Genomic DNA, 21,528 nt, shown 5'->3' on the forward strand with positions numbered 1-21,528 from the left:
ATTAGCGCCGCTGAGCGTTACGCAGGGAAACCTGGTCGTTCAGCGTCCAGAAGTCATACAGCACCCCGATGAAGAACAACCCACCCGTCACCAGATAGATCAAGCCGCTGATCCACTTGCCCTGGTACATCCGGTGCACGCCGAACACCCCGAGAAAGGTCAGCAGGATCCACGCCACGTTGTATTCGATGGGCCCGGCGGTGAAACGCAGGTCCGCTTCACGGTCCATGGCCGGGATCAGGAACACGTCGATCAGCCAGCCAATGCCCAGCAAACCGAAGGTGAAAAACCAGATCGTCCCGGTCACCGGCTTGCCGTAATAGAAGCGGTGAGCGCCGGTAAATCCGAAAATCCACAGCAGGTATCCGATCACTTTGCTGTGGGTGTCTTGCTGTGCAGCGGACTGCTGATAGGGGTTCATGAATGACCTCAATTCACGCGATAGATAAATATTCTTTAAATCTTTGTGACTTTTTTACGAGTGGCCGACGGATGGCAGGTGCTACCTTCTGCCCCGTGAAACCCTTGTGCCGCCTGACTTCTGTCCGACAATTGCGTCAATTTGACGCTTATTTGGTTCCGTTAGACCAAAGTGGAATCGACCAACGGCCTCGGGAATCAAAAAAAAGCTGTTATAAAGTTTCGCGCTAACCCATACGAGCCCTGCCTGATGCGTCCATTTTTTAAGACATGGCTAACCATTTGCCTATTATTGCCACTGGCCGCCCACGCCACCAATCGTGAGCAACGTCTTCCGAACGTTAATGGTTACACCCCAAAATCCCATGCTTCGGCTCCTTCGAGCAAAAGCAAGAAGTCGGTCAAAACCGCTCCTCAACTGAGCAGCAGCAAAAGCGGCCTGGTTCCGCCAATGGCGACCAAGGAAAGCAGCAACGTGCTGAGCCGCGCCGTTAATGTCCTCGGTACTCCGTACCGTTGGGGCGGCAGCAGCCCGAGCAAAGGTTTCGACTGCAGCGGTCTGGTGAAATACGCGTTCAACGACGCCACCTTCGACCTGCCACGCACGTCCAACGCCATGGCCAGCGGTCACGGCGAGAAAGTCGAGCGCGCCGACCTCAAGCCCGGCGACCTGATTTTCTTCAACATCAAGAGCCGTCGAGTCAATCACGTTGCCATCTACCTGGGTAACGACCGCTTCATCCACGCACCTCGCCGTGGCAAGTCGGTGACCATCGATACCTTGAAGAAGCCGTATTGGGAACAGCACTACGTGGTTGCCAAGCGGGTTCTGCCGAAAGAACAGAACGCGATGCGGGTTGTTCAGCGCTGATAGAAGCAAGATCAAAAGATCGCAGCCTTCGGCAGCTCCTACAGAGAAATGCATATGTAGGAGCTGCCGAAGGCTGCGATCTTTTGCTTTGAAGGCCATCAAATATTATCCGGCGTTCGCGCCTTCTCCCGCGCCTGCTCGCGGGTGACCAATCCCCGGTTCACCAGGTCTTTCAGGCCCATGTCCAGCGTCTGCATCCCCAGCGACCCGCCCGACTGAATCGATGAATACATCTGCGCCACCTTGTCCTCGCGGATCAGGTTACGGATCGCCGATGTGCCGAGCATGATCTCGTGGGCCGCAACCCGCCCGCCGCCGATTTTCTTCACCAGCGTCTGCGACACCACCGCCAGCAGCGACTCGGAAAGCATCGAGCGCACCATGGACTTTTCGTCCCCCGGAAACACATCGACGATCCGGTCGATGGTTTTCGCCGCCGATGTCGTGTGCAGCGTGCCGAACACCAGGTGCCCGGTTTCGGCGGCGGTCAGCGCCAGGCGGATAGTCTCCAGGTCGCGCATCTCACCCACCAGGATCACGTCCGGGTCCTCCCGCAGGGCCGAGCGCAGCGCCGTGGCGAAACTGCGGGTATCGCGGTGGACTTCACGCTGATTGATCAGGCATTTGCGCGATTCGTGGACGAACTCGATGGGGTCCTCGATGGTGAGGATGTGGTGATGGCGATGGTTGTTCAGGTAATCGATCATCGCGGCCAGGGTGGTGGACTTGCCGGAACCGGTCGGCCCGGTCACCAGCACAAGGCCACGGGGCGCGTCGGTCATCTTGCGGAACACGTCGCCCATGCCCAGATCCTCCATGCTCAGGATCTTCGACGGGATGGTACGAAACACCGCGCCGGCGCCGCGGCTCTGGTTGAAGGCATTGACCCGAAAACGCGCCACGCCGGGCACATCGAAGGAAAAGTCGGTTTCCAGATTCTTTTCGAACTCCACGCGCTGGGTGTCGTTCATGATGTCGTAGATCAAAGCCTGCACTTGCTTGTGGTCCAGCGCCGGCAGGTTGATGCGTCGCACATCGCCGTCAACGCGGATCATCGGCGGCAGGCCGGCGGACAGGTGCAAGTCGGAAGCGCCCTGCTTGGCGCTGAACGCCAGTAGCTCAGTGATATCCATAACACCTCTCGTTCCAGAAGCCCCAATCCAGAAGCTCTCAATTCCAGTAGAATGCCGCCAACCTCAGACCCGCTGGCGCCTCTTGAATGTCCACCATAGCAGACAACATTGAACTGGTTAGTTCGCGCATCCGCGCCGCCGCCCTCGCCGCCAACCGTGATGAACACAGCGTCCAGCTGCTGGCCGTGAGCAAGACAAAGCCCGCGCAGGACCTGCGTGAAGCCTATGCCGCCGGCCTGCGTGACTTCGGCGAGAACTACCTGCAAGAGGCACTGGCCAAGCAAGTGGAACTGGCCGACCTGCCCTTGATCTGGCACTTCATCGGCCCCATTCAGTCGAACAAGACTCGCGCAATCGCCGAGCACTTCGCCTGGGTGCACTCCGTGGATCGTCTGAAAATCGCACAACGCTTGTCCGAGCAACGCCCCGCCGATCTGCCACCTTTGAACATCTGCATCCAGGTCAACGTCAGCGGTGAAGCCAGCAAGTCCGGCTGCACCCCGGCCGACCTGCCGGCCCTGGCCAATGCCATCAACGCCCTGCCGCGTCTTAAACTGCGCGGGCTGATGGCCATTCCCGAGCCGACGGACGACCGCGCCGCCCAGGATGCCGCCTTCGCTGCCGTACACAGTTTGCAAGCCAGCCTGAATCTGCCACTCGACACACTTTCCATGGGCATGAGCCACGACCTCGAGTCGGCCATTGCCCAGGGCGCTACCTGGGTTCGTATCGGTACGGCCCTGTTCGGCGCTCGCGACTACGGTCACCCGTGACCTCATTTATAAGGACCTGACATGAGCAAGACGCGTATTGCCTTTATCGGTGCCGGCAACATGGCCGCCAGTTTGATCGGCGGCCTGCGGGCCAAGGGCCTGGACGCCGCGCAGATCCGCGCCAGCGATCCGGGTGAAGAAACCCGCGCCCGTGTGAGCGTCGAGCACGGCATCGAAGTGTTCGCCGACAACGCCCAGGCCATCCAGGGTGCCGATGTGGTGGTGCTGGCGGTCAAGCCTCAAGCCATGAAGACCGTCTGCGAAGCCATTCGCCCAAGCCTGACGCCGGGCCAGCTGGTGGTTTCCATTGCCGCCGGCATCACCTGCGCCAGCATGAACAACTGGCTCGGCGCCCAGCCGATCGTGCGCTGCATGCCCAACACCCCAGCGCTGCTGCGCCAGGGCGTGAGCGGCCTGTTCGCCACCGCCCAGGTGAGCGCCGAACAGCGCCAGCAAGCCCAGGAACTGCTGTCGGCCGTGGGCATCGCCCTGTGGCTGGACGAGGAACAGCAACTGGATGCCGTGACCGCGGTGTCCGGCTCCGGCCCGGCCTACTTCTTCCTGCTGATCGAAGCCATGACCGCTGCCGGCGTGAAGCTCGGCCTGCCAGCGGACGTCGCCGCGCAACTGACCCTGCAGACCGCTCTGGGCGCCGCGCACATGGCGGTGTCCAGCGACGTCGACGCGGCTGAATTGCGTCGCCGCGTGACCTCGCCAGCAGGCACCACCGAAGCGGCCATCAAGTCGTTCCAGGCTGACGGCTTTGAAGCTCTGGTCGAAAAAGCACTGGGCGCCGCCGCACACCGTTCCGCCGAGATGGCTGAGCAACTCGGCCGCTAATCAGCACTTAAAAAGGAATCGATAATGCTCGGACTCAATGACGCTGCCATTTTTGTGATTCAAACCCTGGGCAGCCTGTACCTGCTGATCGTGCTGTTGCGTTTCATCCTGCAACTGGTGCGGGCGAACTTCTACAACCCGCTCTGCCAGTTCGTCGTGCGCGCCACCCAGCCACTGCTCAAGCCACTGCGCCGGGTGATCCCGAGCATGTTCGGCCTGGACATGTCGTCGCTGGTGCTGGCCCTGCTGGTGCAGATGGCGCTGTTCGCGGTGATCCTGCTGCTGCAGGGTTACGAAGTGAACGTGCTGTTCCTGGTGCCTTGGGCGCTGATCGGCATCTTCGCGCTGTTCCTGAAGGTGCTGTTCTGGGCAATGATCATCAGCGTGATCCTGTCCTGGGTCGCACCGGGCAGCCACAACCCTGGCGCGGAGCTGGTGCAGCAGATCACCGAACCTGTCCTGGCGCCGTTCCGCCGGATCATCCCGAACCTGGGCGGCCTCGACATCTCGCCGATCTTCGCCTTCATCGTGCTGCAATTGCTGCAAAGCTGGCTGATCCCGCGCCTGGCGATGTACGCGCTGATGCCGCGTGAGCTGTTTGGCCTGATCTAGTATTCAGACCGCGTTATCGTTCTTCGCGGGCAAGCCACGCTCCCACAGGGATATGCATTCCAATGTGGGAGCGGGCTTGCTCGCGAATGCCGCGCCTCGGTCCAACTGAAGAAAAATCAGGCCCGGCCTTTGCTTGCCGCTAACCCCAGCGGTCTTTAGACTTACGCCTCATTTCAACGAGAGCAGGGTCGATGCCAGCTGCCTTTCCCCCCGATTCTGTTGGTCTGGTGACGCCGCAAGTGGCGCACTTCAGCGATCCCCTGGCATTGGCCTGCGGTCGCTCCCTCCCGGCCTACGACCTGATTTACGAAACCTACGGCACGCTGAACGCCACGGCGAGCAACGCCGTGCTGATCTGCCACGCGCTGTCGGGCCACCACCACGCTGCCGGCTTCCACAGCCCCGACGACCGCAAGCCCGGTTGGTGGGACAGCTGCATCGGCCCCGGCAAGCCGATCGACACCAACAAGTTCTTCGTGGTCAGCCTGAACAACCTCGGCGGCTGCAACGGCTCCACCGGCCCGAGCAGCATCAACCCGGAGACCGGCAAGCCATTCGGCGCCGACTTCCCGGTGCTGACCGTGGAAGACTGGGTGCACAGCCAGGCGCGTCTTGCCGATCGTCTCGGTATCAGCCAATTTGCAGCGGTCATCGGCGGCAGCCTGGGCGGCATGCAGGCGATGCAATGGAGCATCACCTACCCCGACCGCATCCGTCACTGCCTGGCCATTGCCTCGGCGCCCAAGCTGTCAGCGCAGAACATCGCCTTCAACGAAGTGGCGCGCCAGGCGATCCTCACCGATCCCGAGTTCCACGGCGGCTCGTTCCAGGAACAGGGCGTGATTCCCAAGCGCGGGCTGATGCTGGCGCGGATGGTCGGGCACATCACCTACCTGTCCGACGACTCCATGGGCGAGAAATTCGGCCGTGGCCTCAAGAGCGAAAAGCTCAACTACGACTTCCACAGTGTGGAGTTCCAGGTCGAAAGCTACCTGCGCTATCAGGGTGAGGAGTTCTCCGGACGTTTCGACGCCAACACCTACCTGCTGATGACCAAGGCCCTGGACTATTTCGATCCGGCGGCGAACTTCGACGATGACCTGGCCAAAACCTTCGCCAACGCCACCGCCAAGTTCTGCGTGATGTCGTTCACCACCGACTGGCGCTTCTCGCCGGCCCGCTCGCGGGAACTGGTGGATGCGCTGATGGCGGCGCGCAAGGACGTCTGCTACCTGGAAATCGACGCACCGCAAGGCCACGACGCCTTCCTGATTCCGATCCCGCGTTACTTGCAGGCGTTCGGCCACTACATGAACCGAATTACCGTGTGAGATAGCCATGAGAGCTGATCTGGAAATCATCCAGGAATGGATCCCCGCCGGCAGCCGCGTGCTCGACCTGGGTTGCGGCGACGGCGAACTGCTGACCTGGCTGCGCGACAACAAGCAGGTCACCGGTTATGGCCTGGAAAACGACGCCGACAACATCGCCGAGTGCATGGCCAAGGGCATCAACGTCATCGAGCAGGACCTGGACAAGGGCCTGGGCAACTTCGCCAGCAACAGTTTCGACATCGTGGTCATGACCCAGGCGCTGCAAGCGGTGCACTACCCGGACAAGATCCTCGACGAAATGCTGCGGGTCGGTCGCCAGTGCATCATCACCTTCCCCAACTTCGGTCACTGGCGCTGCCGCTGGTACCTGGCGAGCAAGGGCCGGATGCCGGTTTCCGAGTTCCTGCCTTACACCTGGTACAACACGCCGAACATTCACTTCTGCACCTTCGCGGACTTTGAAGCCTTGTGCCGCGAACGTGAAGCGAAGGTCATTGATCGGCTGGCAGTGGATCAACAGCATCGCCACGGGTGGGCCAGCAAGCTATGGCCTAATCTGTTAGGTGAGATCGGCATTTACCGCGTCAGCAGCCCGGGGCTCACAGACCACAAAGTCGCGGTCTGAACCGCCCTATTTCCAGGAGAACGATCATGGGTCGTCTTGCGCTGTTTGTACTTACCGCCTGCCTGAGCGTCACGGCCATGGCCGCTGATGCAATCAAAAGTGATCGCCAGGAACAATTCGGCGACACCACGGTGCACTACAACACCTTCAACTCCACCTACCTGACGCCGGAAGTCGCCAAGGCGGCGCAGCTCACCCGCAGCAAGAACCAGGGCGTGATCAATATTTCGGTAATGAAGGACGGCAAGCCGCAGATGGCCCAGGTCAGCGGCACGGTCAAAGACCTGACCAGCCAGAGCGTGCCTCTGAACTTCCGGCAGATCACCGAACAGGGCGCGATCTACTACATCGCCCAGTACCCGGTTCCGCAGCAGGAAACCCGCACCTTCGAGATCAAGGTGCAGAACGGTGACAAAATCAACACCATCAACTTCAACCAAGAGCTCTTTCCCGGCGAATGATCAACTTCACCCAACTCGTACTGGCCAGCCACAACGCCGGCAAACTCAAGGAACTCCAGGCCATGCTCGGCCAGTCGGTGCAACTGCGCTCGATCGGCGAGTTCAGCAAGATCGAGCCTGAAGAGACCGGTCTGTCGTTCGTCGAGAACGCTATCCTCAAGGCCCGCAATGCCGCGCGCATTTCCGGCTTGCCGGCACTGGCGGACGATTCGGGCCTGGCGGTGGACTTCCTCGGCGGCGCGCCAGGCATCTACTCGGCGCGTTATGCCGACGGCAAGGGCGACGCGGCAAACAACGCCAAGCTGCTCGACGTGCTGAAGGACGTGCCGCAGGAAGAGCGCGGCGCACAGTTCGTCTGCGTGCTGGCGCTGGTGCGTCACGCCGATGATCCGCTGCCGATCCTCTGCGAAGGCCTGTGGCACGGTCGCATCCTGACCCAGGCCAGCGGCGAACACGGTTTTGGCTACGACCCGCTGTTCTGGGTGCCGGAGCGCGATTGCTCCAGCGCCGAGCTGAGCCCGGTCGACAAGAACCAGATCAGCCACCGCGCCCGTGCAATGGATCTGCTGCGCCAGCGTCTGGGCTTGAAATGACCCATGAATCATCCGCGTCGCCGCTGATCTACGGTGGCGGCGCCCCATCACCTCGGGCGGCCCTGCCTGTGCTGCCGCCCCTGGCGCTGTACATCCACATCCCGTGGTGCGTGCGCAAATGCCCTTATTGCGACTTCAACTCCCACACCGCCAGCCCCGAACTGCCGGAAGAGGAGTACGTCGAGGCGCTGCTGGCTGACCTCGATCAGGACCTGCACGCGGTTTACGGTCGCGAGCTCAGCTCGATCTTCTTCGGCGGCGGCACGCCAAGCCTGTTCAGCGCCCCGGCCCTGGGCCGCCTGCTCAAGGGCGTCGAACAGCGCATCCCGTTCGCCCACGACATCGAAATCACCCTGGAAGCCAACCCGGGCACCTTCGAGCAGGACAAGTTCGTCGCTTACCGGGCGCTGGGCATCAATCGCCTTTCGATCGGCATCCAGAGTTTCCAGCAGGACAAGCTCAAGGCGCTGGGGCGGATTCATAACGGCGACGAAGCGGTGCGTGCCGCCGGCATGGCGCGTCAGGCCGGGTTCGACAACTTCAACCTGGACCTGATGCACGGCTTGCCCGATCAGTCCCTGGAGGATGCGTTGGGCGACCTGCGCACCGCCATCGCCCTGAAGCCGACCCATCTGTCCTGGTATCAGCTGACCCTGGAGCCGAACACGGTGTTCTGGAACCAGCCGCCGACGCTGCCGGAAGACGACACGCTGTGGGACATTCAGGAAGCCGGGCAAGCCTTGCTGGCCGAACACGGTTACGTGCAGTACGAGGTGTCGGCCTACGCCCAGCCCGGCCGGGCGGCGCGGCATAACCTCAATTACTGGAGCTTCGGCGACTTCATCGGCATCGGTGCTGGCGCCCACGGCAAGCTCAGCCATCCGGACGGGCGCATCGTGCGCACCTGGAAGACCCGCCTGCCGAAGGACTACCTGAACCCGGCGAAGAGCTTCAAGGCTGGCGAAAAGGCACTGGCCAATGATGAAATGCCGTTCGAATTCCTGATGAATGCCCTGCGCCTGACTGAAGGCGTCGAAGCGCGGCTCTATCCGGAACGCACCGGCATGCCCCTGGACAGCCTCGCCGAAAGCCGCCGCGACGCCGAACAAAGCGGCCTGTTGCAGGTCGAACCGTCACGTCTGGTGGCCACCGAGCGCGGACAGCTATTCCTCAACGACTTGCTGCAGAATTTTCTGACATAAGGACTTCGAATGGATTTGGTACTCGACCTGCTCGCCACCGTGTCTCGCTGGAGCCGCAGCAATCTCTCGGAAATCGCCCTGGCCCTGGTGGGTTGCCTGCTGGTGCTGTTCGGCGCGGATTTCAAAGGCTGGGTCGAACAACGCCTGGGCAGCATCGCCGGCGCCCTGCGCGTCCCGCTGATGGCCTTGCTGTGCATGATCGGCAGCGGCGCCGCCCTGATCTACGCCACGCCCTGGGTCGTGCGCGGGCTGAGCCAGTTCAACAACTACAGCCTGGCGCCGGTGTTGTTGGTGGTGTTGGTGTTGATTGGCGTAGTAGCTGACCGCCGCTGATTTCAGCCACACCCTAAAACAACTGTAGGAGCGAGGCTCGCCCGCGAAGAACGATAACGCGGTGTATCAGTTACACCGCAGCGTTCTCTTCGCGGGCAAGCCTCGCTCCTACAGATTGGGTGTTGCTCAGGATTGCTTTTCGAACTTCAGATCCCAAACCCCATGCCCAAGACGTTCGCCACGGCGTTCGAACTTGGTGATCGGGCGTTCGGCCGGGCGCGGGACGCACTTGCCGTCTTCGGCCAGGTTGCGATAACCGGGCGCGACATTCATCACTTCCAGCATGTACTCGGCGTACGGCTCCCAGTCGGTGGCCATGTGCAGGACACCGCCGACCTTCAGCTTGCTGCGCACCAGCTCCGCGAACGAAGCCTGCACGATGCGGCGCTTGTGGTGACGGCTCTTGTGCCACGGGTCCGGGAAGAACAGCATCAGGCGGTCGAGGCTGTTATCGGCGACGCAACGGTTGAGCACTTCGATCGCATCGCAATCGTAGACCCGCAGGTTGGTCAGGCCCTGGGTCAGCACGCCATTGAGCAGCGCACCGACACCCGGACGGTGAACTTCGACACCGATGAAATCCTGCTCCGGCGAGGCCGCCGCCATTTCCAGCAGCGAATGGCCCATGCCGAAACCGATTTCCAGCGAGCGCGGTGCCGAGCGGCCGAACACCTGGTCGTAATCCACCGGCGCATCGGCCAGCGGCAGCACGTACAGCGGCGCGCCCTGCTCCAGGCCGCGTTGCTGGCCTTCGGTCATGCGCCCGGCACGCATCACGAAACTCTTGATGCGGCGGTGTTGGCGCTCGTCGCCTTCTTCCGTCTGGATAGGCGTGTCGTTCGATTCAGTCATCAATGGCTCTTACTTGATCAGACCATCCAGCGGCGAAGAGGCGCTGGCGTAGAGTTTTCTCGGCATGCGGCCGGCGAGGTAGGCCAGGCGGCCTGCGACGATCGCGTGTTTCATGGCTTCGGCCATCATCACCGGCTGCTGCGCGTGGGCGATGGCGGAGTTCATCAGCACGGCCTCGCAACCCAGTTCCATGGCGATGGTGGCGTCGGATGCGGTGCCGACACCGGCATCCACCAGCACGGGAATCTTGGCTTCTTCGAGGATGATCTGCAGGTTGTACGGATTGCAGATCCCCAGGCCCGAACCGATCAGACCGGCCAGCGGCATGACCGCGATGCAGCCGATTTCCGCCAGTTGGCGAGCGATGATCGGGTCATCGCTGGTGTAGACCATCACGTCGAAGCCTTCCTTGACCAGCACTTCGGCGGCCTTGAGGGTTTCGATCACGTTGGGGAACAGGGTCTTCTGGTCCGCCAGCACTTCCAGTTTCACCAGGTTGTGGCCATCGAGCAGCTCACGGGCCAGGCGGCAGGTACGCACGGCTTCGACGGCGTCGTAGCACCCGGCGGTGTTCGGCAGGAAGGTGTAGCGATCCGGCGACAGCACTTCGAGCAGGTTCGGCTCGCCCTCGATCTGGCCCAGATTGGTGCGGCGCACGGCGAAGGTGACGATCTCGGCACCCGACGCCTCGATGGCCTGGCGGGTTTCTTCCATGTCACGATATTTGCCGGTACCGACCAGCAGACGCGACTGGTAAGTACGACCGGCCAGAACGAAAGGCTTGTCGCTACGAACGATGCTCATGGGAAATCCTCTGTAGGGGTGAGGTTCTTGCGGAATGCTTGATGCTGAGGCCGCAGGCCTTTTGCCGGACGACTAGCCGCCGCCGATGGCGTGCACCACTTCGACGGAGTCGCCGTCGTTGAGCGCGGTGTCTGCGTGCTGACTGCGCGGAACGATATCCAGATTGAGTTCGACCGCCACCCGGCGTCCGGTCAGGTCCAGACGGGTCAGCAGGGCCGCAACGGTTTCACCGTCGGGCAGTTCAAAGGATTCGCCGTTCAACTGAATGCGCATGCCAAATGCCGCCATCATTTTAAAGGGCTGGCATTCTAGCCCGATCGTGACCTAAAGGTCAGCAATAAGCGTCAGGCGGTCAGCGGCAAGCGCCAGGCGGCGAGGCCCAGGCAGAGCCAGCCCGCGAGGAAGCACAGGCCACCGAAAGGGGTGATGATCCCCAGCTTGCTGAAACCGGTGAGAGTCAGCACATACAGGCTGCCGGAGAACAGCAGGATGCCGATGGCAAAGGATGCGCCGGCCCATGTCACCAGACGCCCCGGGACCTGCGTGGCCAGCAGCGCGACGCCCAGCAGCGCCAGGGTGTGCACCAGTTGATAGGTGACGCCGGTGTGGAAAATCGCCAGGTACTCGGCGCTCAGGCGGTTTTTCAGGCCGTGGGCGGCAAAGGCCCCAAGGCCGACACCGGTGAATCCGAAGAAAGCGGCCAGCATCAGAAAGCCACGCAGCATGAATAACTCCAGTCAGACTCGATCAACAGGGTCTGTATAATGGCCCGCTTCAACGGGTTCGGCCAAGCCATCTCTATGCTGCGTATCTATTTCCGTCGCTTCACCAAAGCCGTGCTCTGGTTCATGGCTGGCAGCGTATTGCTGGTGCTGATCTTTCGCTTCGTGCCACCGCCCGGCACGGCGCTGATGGTCGAGCGCAAGATCGAATCCTGGATCGACGGCGAACCCATCGACCTGCAGCGCACCTGGAAGCCCTGGGAAGAGATCTCGGACGATCTGAAAGTCGCGGTGATCGCCGGCGAAGACCAGAAGTTTCCCGAGCACTGGGGCTTCGACATCGACGCCATCCGCGCGGCGCTGGCCCACAACGAGCTGGGCGGTTCGGTACGCGGGGCCAGCACCCTGAGCCAGCAAGTCTCGAAAAACCTGTTCCTGTGGTCCGGCCGCAGCTGGCTGCGCAAAGGGCTGGAAGCCTGGTTCACCGGGCTGATCGAAGTGTTCTGGCCCAAGCAGCGGATTCTCGAGGTCTACCTGAACAGCGCCGAGTGGGATGACGGGGTGTTTGGCGCAGAAGCGGCGGCGCGGCATCACTTCGGCGTCAGCGCCAAAAATCTCAGTCGCCAACAGTCGAGTCTGCTGGCGGCGGTATTGCCGAACCCGCGGGTCTGGAGCGCGAGCCACCCTACCAGCTATGTGGCGCGGCGTGCCGGGTGGATTCGGCGGCAGATGAGTCAGCTGGGTGGCGACAGCTATCTGGTGGGGCTCAACGATTCGCGCCGGGCGCCGTGGTCCCGATAAAAGCAAAAGATCGCAGCCTTCGGCAGCTCCTGCATGGAATGGTGTGCCCCCTGTAGGAGCTGCCGAAGGCTGCGATCTTTTGATCTTCAAACAAAAACGCCCCGATCAATGATCGGGGCGTTTTTCATGTCCATCCCACCGCTTACGCGGCGATCGACAACTTGAGCTTGTTCATCGCGCTTTTCTCAAGCTGACGAATACGCTCGGCCGACACGTTGTACTTCTGCGCCAGGTCGTGCAGCGTGGCTTTTTCTTCTGCCAGCCAGCGCTGGTAGAGGATGTCGCGGCTGCGGTCGTCCAGCACTTCCAGCGCTTCGTGCAGGTTGTGGTTGGAGTTGTCACTCCAGTCGGCATCTTCCAGTTGACGGGCCGGGTCGTACCGGTGGTCTTCCAGATAGTTGGCCGGCGACTGGAAAGCGCTGTCGTCGTCGGCTTCGGCAGCCGGGTCGAAGGCCATGTCATGGCCGGTCAGGCGACTTTCCATCTCGCGCACTTCCCGCGGCTCGACGCCGAGGCTTTCGGCCACGCGATGCACTTCTTCGTTGTTCAACCAGGCCAGACGCTTCTTCTGGCTGCGCAGGTTGAAGAACAGCTTGCGCTGGGCCTTGGTGGTGGCCACTTTCACGATGCGCCAGTTGCGCAGGATGAATTCGTGGATTTCAGCCTTGATCCAGTGCACGGCGAACGAAACCAGACGCACGCCCATTTCCGGGTTGAAACGCTTCACGGCCTTCATCAGGCCGACGTTGCCTTCCTGGATCAGGTCAGCCTGAGCCAGACCGTAGCCGGAATAGCTACGGGCGATATGTACGACAAAACGCAAGTGGGCGAGCACCATCTGCCGAGCCGCCTCAAGATCCTGCTCATAATAGAGACTCTCGGCCAGTTCACGCTCCTGCTCCGGCGACAGCAATGGAATGCTGTTGACGGTGTGCACATAGGCTTCCAGGTTCGCACCCGGGACCAGCGCATACGCAGGCTGCAAAGAATTGGTCATACGAAAAAACCTCCGACTTACAAACTCGTGCCGTTAAGCACTGCCAGAATTGACCGGAAACCGAAGAACAAGTTCCCACAAAAAATGAAAGGTCAATACGAGCAAAATGACATTACTTGGGTGCAAGCTCCCGCAAATGGCGAGCGACTGCAATCCATGCACCGATATACCCCAACAGTACCGCGCCAAGCAAGAGAGACAGACCGTCGGCGACCGGCACGCCGGCCAGCGCAAAATCACTGCCGTACAAACCGGCCAGTCCCACTACCGCGTCGTTCAGCCAATCAAGGCCGAACGCCAGCACGCCCCAGGAAAGAATCCCCGCACCAAAGCCATACAGCGCGCCCATATAGAGGAAGGGCCTGCGCACATAGCTGTCAGTGCCGCCGACGAGTTTAATCACTTCTATCTCTGTGCGGCGGTTTTCAATATGAAGACGAATGGTATTGCCTATCACCAAAAGTAATGCGGAAACCAGAAGCACGGTCAGACCGAAGACAAATCGGTCGCCCAGCTTGAGGATGGCTGCCAGACGCTCGACCCAGACTAGATCAAGCTGCGCCTGTTGTACCTTGGGCAATTCGGAAAGTTTTTGTCTTAATGCTTCAAGCGTCGACTTGTCGACTTCCTTCGGCGTCACCAGGACCACACCGGGCAGCGGGTTTTCCGGCAGTTCCTTGAGCGCCTCACCCAGGCCGGACTGCTGCTGGAACTCTTCCAGCGCCTGATCGCGCCCCACATATTCGGCATCAGCCACACCGGGCATGCCCTTGATCTGCTCGCGCAGCGCTTCGCCTTCCGTCGGGCTGGCTTCGAGTTGCAGGTACAGGGAAATCTGCGCCGCACGCTGCCTGGAACCACCGAGACGCTCGACGTTGCTCAGCAAAAGTGACAGCCCCATGGGCAGACTCAGGGCCACCGCCATCACCATGCAGGTGAAAAAGCTGCCGATGGGCTGCTTGCCCAGGCGGCGCAGGCTGTCCGCCATGCTGGCGCGATGGCTTTCGATCCAGGCGCGGAACAGCGTGGCGAAGTCCGGGCCGTCATCGTCGTCGTGTTTTTTCTTGGCAGGCTGCGGATCGGCGGCCTTGGGGGCCACGCGCTCGGAAACCTTTGGACTGCGTGTCGCACTCATACCCCGGCCTCCCCGTCGCCGATCAATCGACCGCGCTGCAAGGTCAGCATGCGGTGGCGCATGCGCGCAATCAGTGCCAGGTCGTGACTGGCGATCAGCACGCTAGTGCCCAGGCGGTTGATATCTTCGAACACACCCATGATTTCCGCCGCCAGACGCGGGTCGAGGTTACCGGTCGGTTCGTCCGCCAGCAGCAGTGCCGGGCGGTGAACGATGGCGCGGGCGATGCCGACGCGCTGTTGCTGACCGGTGGACAGATCGCCGGGATACAGATCGGCCTTGTCCGACAGCGCAACGCGCTCCAGGGCCGAATCCACGCGCTTGGCGACTTCGACCTTGGACAGGCCGAGAATCTGCAACGGCAGCGCGACGTTGTTGAACACCGTGCGGTCGAACAGCAGTTGGTGGTTCTGGAACACCACGCCGATCTGTCGGCGCAGGAATGGAATCTGCGCGTTGCTGATGGTGCTCAGGTCCTGTCCGGCGAGCAGCAGCTTGCCGCTGGTCGGGCGCTCCATGGCCAGCAACAGCCGCAACAGGGTGCTTTTACCGGCGCCGGAATGGCCGGTGACAAACAGAAACTCGCCACGACGGACTCGAAAGCTCAGCTCATGCAAGCCGACGTGACCGTTCGGATAGCGCTTACCGACCTGTTCGAAACGAATCATGAACGCTCCCGCTCGGCAAACAGTGCCTGGACAAAGGGTTCAGCTTCAAAAGTGCGCAAATCGTCGATGCCTTCACCGACACCGATGTAGCGGATCGGCAGGCCGAACTGCTTGGCCAGGGCAAAAATCACCCCGCCCTTGGCGGTGCCGTCGAGTTTGGTCAGCGCCAGGCCCGTCAGTTCGACGGTCTGGTTGAATTGCTTGGCCTGGTTGATGGCGTTCTGGCCGGTACCGGCATCGAGCACCAGCAGCACTTCGTGCGGCGCGTCGGCGTCGAGCTTGCCGATCACCCGGCGAACCTTCTTCAGCTCTTCCATCAGGTTGTCTTTGGTGTGCAGACGACCGGCGGTGTCGGCGATCAGCACGTCGATGCCACGGGCCTTGGCGGCCTGCACGGCGTCGAAGATCACCGAAGCCGAGTCGGCGCCAGTGTGCTGGGCGATGACCGGGATCTTGTTGCGCTCCCCCCAGACCTGCAATTGCTCCACCGCCGCGGCGCGGAAGGTGTCGCCGGCGGCCAGCATGACTTTCTTGCCTTCCAGCTGCAGCTTCTTCGCCAGCTTGCCGATGGTGGTGGTCTTGCCGGCGCCGTTGACGCCGACCACCAGAATCACGAACGGCTTGTTCTGCGAGTGGATTTTGAGTGGTTGCTCGACAGGCCGCAGCATCGCCGCCAGCTCGCCCTGCAGGGATTTGTACAGCGCATCGGAATCGGCCAGCTCCTTGCGCGCGACCTTCTGGGTCAGGCGCTGGATGATCACCGAAGTGGCTTCGACGCCAACGTCAGCGGTCAGCAAGCGGGTTTCGAGATCATCGAGCAACTCGTCATCGATGGCTTTCTTGCCCAGGAACAGGCTGGCCATGCCTTCGCCGATGCTGGCACTGGTCTTGGACAGGCCCTGCTTGAGACGGGCGAAGAAACCGGTTTTGGCTTCTTCGACGCGCGGTGGCTCGGCAGGCTTTTCGACAGGAGCTTCGACAGGCGCTTCGACGGGAGCGACAGGGGCAGCAGCTACGGGCGCAGGCGCCTGGACTACCGGTGCAGGCGGGGCCACGAAGGCAGGAACGACAGGTTCGGGAGCAACAGGCTCGGCCTGGACAACGGGCGCTGCGACCGGCGCCTGAACCGGCTCGGGTGCAAACGCGCTCGGCGCGGGAATCGGTGGAGTAACGTGCGGCGCCTGTTCATCTTCAACCAGTGCCACCGGCTCTTCCGCCACCGGCAAGGTCAGCCATGGCTCGGAAGCTGGCGTCAAAGGCTGTTCGACGGCAACGGCAGGCTCCGCTTCGACCACCGGCTGGAGCACCGGCTCCGCGATCGGCAATACCACCGGTGCCGGTTCTGCTGTTTCTACAGCTGGCGCGGGAGCCGGCTCGGGAATTGGTTGGGGCTGTTCGACGACGGGTTCCTGCGGCTTTTTGCGCAGCCATCCGAACAGGCTTTTTTTCTCGCCAGCCGCAGCTGGGGTCTTCTTGTCGTCGTTGGAACCAAACATGGAGGACGGCTATCTCACGGTAGCGACGCGCCAAGGGGCGCCCCGGTAATAAATATTCGATGCAGAACAGACTGCGATTGATCGAGCTTGTTCACGCGCAACATTTTGTCGAGGTGCTGATCGGCGCCTCAAGGAATCGATTTCTCAATGGACTAAAGCAGCAAAATCGGCGAAAAAGCAGAAATCGGTTGATAAATATCCACCTTTCGTCGCAAACCCATTCAACCTGATCAAGCATAAAGGCCTGATAGGCGTGGCCGCCGCTAAAACGGATCAGTATCCTAGCACCCTCTCGCCCGCAGACGCTAAGACCAAGCGGGCAGCCCAACAGGTTTAAAAACGAATGAATGCTCTAGCCCGCCGCGCCGCAGGCCTGCTGCTCAGCACAGTTTGTCTGCCCCTCTCGGCCCTGGCTGCCGATCCGCAACCCACCCACGAATTCACCCTCGACAATGGCTTGAAGGTCGTCGTGCGCGAAGACCATCGCGCGCCGGTGGTGGTTTCCCAGGTCTGGTACAAAGTCGGGTCCAGCTACGAGACGCCGGGTCAGACCGGCCTGTCCCACGCCCTGGAACACATGATGTTCAAGGGCAGCGAAAAAGTCGGCCCCGGCGAAGCGTCGCTGATCCTGCGCGACCTCGGCGCCGAAGAGAACGCTTTCACCAGCGATGACTTCACCGCCTATTACCAGGTGCTGGCCCGCGACCGTCTGGGCGTGGCCTTCGAACTGGAAGCCGACCGCATGGCCAGCCTGCGCCTGCCGCCTGACGAGTTCGCACGCGAGATCGAAGTGATCAAGGAAGAACGCCGCCTGCGCACCGACGACAAGCCGATGTCCAAGGCCTACGAGCGCTTCAAGGCCATGGCCTATCCCGCCAGCGGCTACCACACGCCGACCATCGGCTGGATGGCGGACCTGGACCGCATGAAAGTCGAAGAGCTGCGTCACTGGTATGAATCCTGGTACGTGCCGAACAACGCAACCCTGGTGGTGGTCGGCGACGTGACCCCGGACGAAGTCAAAACCCTGGCCCAGCGCTACTTCGGCCCGATCGCCAGACGCGATGTGCCGCCGGCGAAGATCCCGCTGGAACTGGCCGAACCCGGCGAGCGCCAGATCACCCTGCACGTGAAGACCCAACTGCCCAGCCTGATGCTGGCGTTCAACGTGCCGAGCATCGCCACCGCCGAAGACAAACGCTCGGTCAACGCCCTGCGCCTGATCTCGGCCCTGCTCGACGGCGGCTACAGCGCGCGCATCCCGACACAACTGGAGCGCGGCGAGGAACTGGTGTCCGGCGGCTCGTCGAGCTACGACGCCTACACCCGCGGCGACAGCCTGTTCACCCTGTCGGCCACGCCCAACAGCCAGAAGAAAAAGACCATGGCCCAGGCCGAAGCCGGTTTGTGGAAGCTGCTCGAACAGCTGAAGACTACCGCGCCGTCCGCCGAAGAACTCGAGCGTGTACGCGCCCAGGTCATTGCCGGCCTGGTTTACGAGCGTGACTCGATCACCAGCCAAGCCACCGCCATCGGCCAGCTGGAGACCGTCGGCCTGTCCTGGAAACTGATGGACACCGAACTTGCCGACCTGGAAAGCGTGACCCCACAAGACATCCAGAACGCCGCCAAGCTGTATTTCACCCGCGAACGTCTCAGCGTCGCCCATGTACTGCCGGAGGAGACGCCTCATGAGTGATCACAAGAAACCGCGCCGCGCCTTGCTCGGCCTGGTCGCCGTGGCCCTGATCGGCTCGGCTGCCTTCTATTTCACCAAGACCGGCGACACCGTCGCCAGCGAAGCCCTGGACAAAGCCAAGGCCAGCCAGAAGCTGCAATCGCTGGCCGAACTCAACGGCAAGGCGCCAAGCCATCGCAAACTCGACGTACAGACCTGGAACACCGCCGAAGGCGCCAAGGTGCTGTTCGTCGAAGCCCGTGAGCTGCCGATGTTCGACATGCGCCTGATCTTCGCCGCCGGCAGCAGCCAGGACGGCGACGCTCCTGGCCTGGCCCTGCTGACCAACGCCATGCTCAACGAAGGCGTGGCCGGCAAGGATGTCAGCGCCATCGCCCAGGGCTTCGAAGGCCTGGGCGCCGATTTCGGCAACGGTGCCTACAAGGACATGGCGGTGGCGTCCCTGCGCAGCCTCAGTGCCGCGGACAAGCGCGAACCGGCGCTCAAACTGTTCGCCGAAGTCGTCGGCAAGCCGACCTTTCCCGAGGACTCCTTCACCCGCATCAAGAACCAGATGCTCGCCGGTTTCGAATACCAGAAGCAGAACCCCGGCAAACTGGCCAGCCTTGAGCTGATGAACCGCCTGTATGGCGATCATCCGTACGCCCACGCCAGCGATGGCACGGCCAAAAGCGTTCCGGCCGTCACCCTGGCGCAACTGCGGGCGTTCCACCAGAAAGCCTATGCCGCCGGCAACGTGGTGATCGCGCTGGTCGGCGACCTGTCCCGCGCCGAGGCCGAAGCCATTGCCGCCCAGGTTTCCGCCGCCCTCCCGAAAGGCCCGGCCCTGGCGAAGATCGCGCAACCGATCGAACCCAAGGCCAGCATCGGCCACATCGAGTTCCCGTCCAAGCAGACCAACCTGATGCTCGCGCAACTGGGCATCGACCGTGACGATCCGGATTACGCGGCCCTGTCCATGGGCAACCAGATCCTTGGCGGCGGCGGTTTCGGCACGCGACTGATGAGCGAAGTGCGGGAGAAACGTGGTTTGGCCTATGGCGTGTATTCGGGCTTCACCCCGATGCAGGCGCGCGGCCCGTTCATGATCAACCTGCAGACCCGCGCCGAGATGAGCGAAGGCACCCTGAAACTGGTGCAGGACGTGCTTGCCGACTACCTCAAGACCGGCCCGACCCAGAAGGAACTCGACGATGCCAAGCGCGAACTGGCCGGCAGCTTCCCGCTGTCCACCGCCAGCAACGCCGATATCGTCGGCCAGCTGGGTGCGATCGGCTTCTACAATCTGCCATTGAGTCACCTGGAAGACTTCATGCAGCAGTCGCAGAACCTGACCGTCGAGCAAGTCAGGGATGCGCTGAACAAACACTTGAGCACGGATAAAATGGTCATCGTCAGCGCTGGTCCGACCGTGCCGCAAAAGCCGTTACCGGCCCCATCTGATAAACCTGCCGAGCAACCGCTCGGGGTTCCGGAGCATTAATGGCCACTCGTGCGAAAAAACCTGCCCCAAGACAGCACAACGGCGTGAACCAGCTGCGCATCATCGGCGGCGAATGGCGCAGCCGCAAGCTGAGCTTCCCCGACGCCCCGGGCCTGCGCCCGACGCCGGACCGGGTGCGTGAAACCCTGTTCAACTGGCTCGCCCCCTACGTGCCCGGCGCCAAGGTGTTCGACCCGTTTGCCGGCAGTGGCGCGCTGTTCCTCGAAGCCCTGTCCCGTGGCGCCTCCACGGGTCAGGCGCTGGATGCCAGCAGTCTGGCGGTGTCCAGCCTGAAGGAACACCTGGGCACCCTGCGCTGCACCAACGGTCATGTGCAGACCGCCGACGCCCTGCGTTATCTGGAAACCCAGCCGGCCATCGCCTATGACCTGGTATTCCTCGACCCACCGTTCCACCAGGACCTGCTGCCAGCCGTTTGCAAGCTGCTCGAAGAGCGCCAGTGGCTGGCCGAGGACGCCTGGGTCTACACCGAAAGCGAAACCGCCCCCTCGACCCTCAGTCTGCCCGGCAACTGGCGCCTGCACCGGGAGCAAAAATCCGGGCAGGTCTATTATTCGTTGTGGCAACGTATGGCAGAGATCGCCGGCTGATCGGCCGGCCTGTACAAGGCGCGCACCTTGATCCGGGTGCGCGTTGCTGCTTCGAGAGCAATCGTGTCCCATCCGTCAGAACGCTTCACTCCCGCCTTCGGCCTCGGCAACCCGCACTTGCAGACCTTGTGGGGACCGCTGTGGCGTAAAACCACCCATATCGAGCGCGAACGCGAGCGTCTGTGGCTCGAAGACGGCGACTTCCTGGATCTTGACTGGCACGGCCCGCACAGCGCCGAAGCGCCCTTGGTGCTGGTGTTGCACGGGCTCACCGGCTCGTCGAACTCGCCTTATGTGGCCGGCATGCAAAAAGCGCTGGGCGACCGTGGCTGGGCCAGCGTCGCGCTGAACTGGCGCGGCTGCTCAGGCGAACCCAACCTGCTGCCACGCAGCTACCATTCCGGCGCCAGCGAAGATCTGGCCGAAACCATCAGCCACCTGCGGGCCAAGCGACCACTGGCACCGCTGTACGCGGTGGGTTATTCGCTGGGCGGTAATGTCCTGCTCAAGCACCTGGGCGAAACCGGCAGTGACAGCGGCGTGCTCGGCGCCGTGGCGGTGTCGGTGCCGTTTCGTCTGGACCAGTGCGCCGACCGCATCGGCCAGGGTTTCTCCAAGGTCTATCAGGCGCATTTCATGCGCGAGATGCTCGCCTACATCAAGAACAAGCAGCGCCAGTTCCAGCATGACGGGCGCGAAGATGGCCTGGCGGCACTGGCGGCCCTGGGCTCGCTGGAGAACCTGCGCACCTTCTGGGATTTCGATGGCCGGGTGACGGCGCCGCTCAACGGCTTCCTCGATGCCGAGGACTACTACCGCCGGGCGTCGAGCCGCTATTTCCTGGGTAAAATCCGCACCCCGACCCTGATCATCCAGGCCGCCGACGACCCCTTCGTGTTTCCCCACAGCCTGCCGCAAGCCGAAGAGCTGTCGCCCTCCACGCAATTCGAGTTGCAGGCACGGGGCGGACATGTGGGATTCGTCGACGGCTCGGTCAGGCAACCGGGTTACTACCTTGAGCGGCGGATTCCGCAATGGCTCAGCTCTGTAGGGCTGACATAGG

Annotated in this window: 25 protein-coding genes; 15 read left to right on the top strand and 10 right to left on the bottom strand. The window is 62.1% G+C overall.

Annotation, left to right across the window (positions count from 1 at the left end):
- Position 1: 1 nt before the first annotated feature.
- The gene (locus HNO86_RS09135) at positions 2 to 421 is read right to left on the bottom strand and encodes a TM2 domain-containing protein (RefSeq protein WP_175376678.1); all 420 of its coding nucleotides are present in this window, start codon (positions 419 to 421) and stop codon (positions 2 to 4) included.
- A gap of 249 nt (positions 422 to 670) precedes the next feature.
- Here HNO86_RS09135 and HNO86_RS09140 point away from each other — a divergent pair, with 249 nt between their 5' ends.
- The gene (locus tag HNO86_RS09140; RefSeq protein WP_175376679.1) at positions 671 to 1,291 is read left to right on the top strand and encodes a C40 family peptidase; all 621 of its coding nucleotides are present in this window, start codon (positions 671 to 673) and stop codon (positions 1,289 to 1,291) included.
- A gap of 98 nt (positions 1,292 to 1,389) precedes the next feature.
- On the opposite strand, the gene HNO86_RS09145 is transcribed toward HNO86_RS09140, so the two are convergent.
- Positions 1,390 to 2,424 (bottom strand): type IV pilus twitching motility protein PilT, encoded by a 1,035-nt coding sequence (locus HNO86_RS09145; protein ID WP_175376680.1) that lies wholly within the window; start codon positions 2,422 to 2,424, stop codon positions 1,390 to 1,392.
- Between the two features lie 86 nt (positions 2,425 to 2,510).
- On the opposite strand from HNO86_RS09145, the gene HNO86_RS09150 reads away from it, so the two are divergent.
- From HNO86_RS09150 to HNO86_RS09190, 9 genes are all read left to right on the top strand, one after another.
- Positions 2,511 to 3,197: a YggS family pyridoxal phosphate-dependent enzyme gene (locus HNO86_RS09150; RefSeq protein ID WP_175376681.1), complete on the top strand. Its 687-nt coding sequence runs from the start codon at positions 2,511 to 2,513 to the stop codon at positions 3,195 to 3,197.
- Positions 3,198 to 3,218: 21 nt separating this feature from the next.
- Positions 3,219 to 4,037 (top strand): pyrroline-5-carboxylate reductase, encoded by an 819-nt coding sequence (proC, locus tag HNO86_RS09155; RefSeq protein WP_175376682.1) that lies wholly within the window; start codon positions 3,219 to 3,221, stop codon positions 4,035 to 4,037.
- 24 nt (positions 4,038 to 4,061) lie between these two features.
- Positions 4,062 to 4,649, top strand: a complete 588-nt coding sequence (locus HNO86_RS09160) for a YggT family protein (RefSeq protein WP_175376683.1) — start codon at positions 4,062 to 4,064, stop codon at positions 4,647 to 4,649.
- Between the two features lie 191 nt (positions 4,650 to 4,840).
- The gene (locus tag HNO86_RS09165; RefSeq protein ID WP_175376684.1) at positions 4,841 to 5,980 is read left to right on the top strand and encodes a homoserine O-acetyltransferase; all 1,140 of its coding nucleotides are present in this window, start codon (positions 4,841 to 4,843) and stop codon (positions 5,978 to 5,980) included.
- Between the two features lie 7 nt (positions 5,981 to 5,987).
- Positions 5,988 to 6,608 (top strand): methionine biosynthesis protein MetW, encoded by a 621-nt coding sequence (gene metW, locus HNO86_RS09170; protein WP_175376685.1) that lies wholly within the window; start codon positions 5,988 to 5,990, stop codon positions 6,606 to 6,608.
- 26 nt (positions 6,609 to 6,634) lie between these two features.
- Entirely contained in the window at positions 6,635 to 7,069 is a 435-nt protein-coding gene (locus HNO86_RS09175; protein WP_175376686.1) for a DUF4426 domain-containing protein, read from the top strand.
- Entirely contained in the window at positions 7,066 to 7,662 is a 597-nt protein-coding gene (rdgB, locus tag HNO86_RS09180; protein ID WP_175376687.1) for an RdgB/HAM1 family non-canonical purine NTP pyrophosphatase, read from the top strand. The genes HNO86_RS09175 and rdgB overlap by 4 nt, the downstream gene beginning before the upstream one ends.
- Positions 7,659 to 8,864, top strand: a complete 1,206-nt coding sequence (gene hemW, locus HNO86_RS09185; RefSeq protein ID WP_256672586.1) for a radical SAM family heme chaperone HemW — start codon at positions 7,659 to 7,661, stop codon at positions 8,862 to 8,864. Before rdgB ends, hemW begins: the two co-directional genes overlap by 4 nt.
- A gap of 9 nt (positions 8,865 to 8,873) precedes the next feature.
- Positions 8,874 to 9,197, top strand: a complete 324-nt coding sequence (locus HNO86_RS09190) for a DUF3392 domain-containing protein (RefSeq protein WP_007975393.1) — start codon at positions 8,874 to 8,876, stop codon at positions 9,195 to 9,197.
- A 126-nt stretch (positions 9,198 to 9,323) separates the two neighbouring features.
- On the opposite strand, the gene trmB is transcribed toward HNO86_RS09190, so the two are convergent.
- The 4 genes from trmB to HNO86_RS09210 all read right to left on the bottom strand — a co-directional run bounded on the left by trmB (position 9,324) and on the right by HNO86_RS09210 (position 11,578).
- On the bottom strand, positions 9,324 to 10,049 hold the full coding sequence (gene trmB, locus HNO86_RS09195; protein ID WP_175376688.1) for a tRNA (guanosine(46)-N7)-methyltransferase TrmB: 726 nt from the start codon (positions 10,047 to 10,049) through the stop codon (positions 9,324 to 9,326).
- A 9-nt stretch (positions 10,050 to 10,058) separates the two neighbouring features.
- On the bottom strand, positions 10,059 to 10,853 hold the full coding sequence (locus HNO86_RS09200; protein ID WP_175376689.1) for a thiazole synthase: 795 nt from the start codon (positions 10,851 to 10,853) through the stop codon (positions 10,059 to 10,061).
- 72 nt (positions 10,854 to 10,925) lie between these two features.
- Positions 10,926 to 11,126 (bottom strand): sulfur carrier protein ThiS, encoded by a 201-nt coding sequence (gene thiS / locus HNO86_RS09205; RefSeq protein ID WP_175376690.1) that lies wholly within the window; start codon positions 11,124 to 11,126, stop codon positions 10,926 to 10,928.
- Between the two features lie 71 nt (positions 11,127 to 11,197).
- The gene (locus HNO86_RS09210; protein ID WP_175376691.1) at positions 11,198 to 11,578 is read right to left on the bottom strand and encodes a DUF423 domain-containing protein; all 381 of its coding nucleotides are present in this window, start codon (positions 11,576 to 11,578) and stop codon (positions 11,198 to 11,200) included.
- 75 nt (positions 11,579 to 11,653) lie between these two features.
- Here HNO86_RS09210 and mtgA point away from each other — a divergent pair, with 75 nt between their 5' ends.
- A complete protein-coding gene (mtgA, locus tag HNO86_RS09215) occupies positions 11,654 to 12,376 on the top strand; it encodes a monofunctional biosynthetic peptidoglycan transglycosylase (protein ID WP_175376750.1) in 723 nt (240 codons plus the stop codon).
- A 142-nt stretch (positions 12,377 to 12,518) separates the two neighbouring features.
- Here the strand turns inward: mtgA and rpoH are convergent, their stop codons facing one another.
- The 4 genes from rpoH to ftsY all read right to left on the bottom strand — a co-directional run bounded on the left by rpoH (position 12,519) and on the right by ftsY (position 16,672).
- Complete coding sequence (gene rpoH, locus HNO86_RS09220; RefSeq protein ID WP_110965350.1) at positions 12,519 to 13,373, bottom strand: RNA polymerase sigma factor RpoH; 855 nt, start codon at positions 13,371 to 13,373, stop codon at positions 12,519 to 12,521.
- Positions 13,374 to 13,485: 112 nt separating this feature from the next.
- Positions 13,486 to 14,508, bottom strand: coding sequence for a permease-like cell division protein FtsX (gene ftsX, locus HNO86_RS09225; RefSeq protein WP_175376692.1), 1,023 nt, complete (start codon positions 14,506 to 14,508; stop codon positions 13,486 to 13,488).
- Positions 14,505 to 15,176: a cell division ATP-binding protein FtsE gene (gene ftsE / locus HNO86_RS09230; RefSeq protein WP_175376693.1), complete on the bottom strand. Its 672-nt coding sequence runs from the start codon at positions 15,174 to 15,176 to the stop codon at positions 14,505 to 14,507. Before ftsE ends, ftsX begins: the two co-directional genes overlap by 4 nt.
- Entirely contained in the window at positions 15,173 to 16,672 is a 1,500-nt protein-coding gene (gene ftsY / locus HNO86_RS09235; protein WP_175376694.1) for a signal recognition particle-docking protein FtsY, read from the bottom strand. Before ftsY ends, ftsE begins: the two co-directional genes overlap by 4 nt.
- 343 nt (positions 16,673 to 17,015) lie before the next feature.
- Between ftsY and HNO86_RS09240 the strand changes: the two genes are divergently transcribed.
- The 4 genes from HNO86_RS09240 to HNO86_RS09255 all read left to right on the top strand — a co-directional run bounded on the left by HNO86_RS09240 (position 17,016) and on the right by HNO86_RS09255 (position 21,527).
- On the top strand, positions 17,016 to 18,371 hold the full coding sequence (locus HNO86_RS09240) for a pitrilysin family protein (protein WP_175376695.1): 1,356 nt from the start codon (positions 17,016 to 17,018) through the stop codon (positions 18,369 to 18,371).
- Entirely contained in the window at positions 18,364 to 19,854 is a 1,491-nt protein-coding gene (locus HNO86_RS09245; protein ID WP_175376696.1) for a pitrilysin family protein, read from the top strand. The genes HNO86_RS09240 and HNO86_RS09245 overlap by 8 nt, the downstream gene beginning before the upstream one ends.
- The gene (gene rsmD / locus HNO86_RS09250; RefSeq protein ID WP_175376697.1) at positions 19,854 to 20,465 is read left to right on the top strand and encodes a 16S rRNA (guanine(966)-N(2))-methyltransferase RsmD; all 612 of its coding nucleotides are present in this window, start codon (positions 19,854 to 19,856) and stop codon (positions 20,463 to 20,465) included. Before HNO86_RS09245 ends, rsmD begins: the two co-directional genes overlap by 1 nt.
- 63 nt (positions 20,466 to 20,528) lie before the next feature.
- Positions 20,529 to 21,527 (top strand): hydrolase, encoded by a 999-nt coding sequence (locus HNO86_RS09255; protein WP_175376698.1) that lies wholly within the window; start codon positions 20,529 to 20,531, stop codon positions 21,525 to 21,527.
- Position 21,528: the final 1 nt, after the last annotated feature.

Origin of the sequence: Pseudomonas sp. C1C7 (assembly GCF_013359595.1) — a bacterium.
GTDB lineage: Bacteria > Pseudomonadota > Gammaproteobacteria > Pseudomonadales > Pseudomonadaceae > Aquipseudomonas.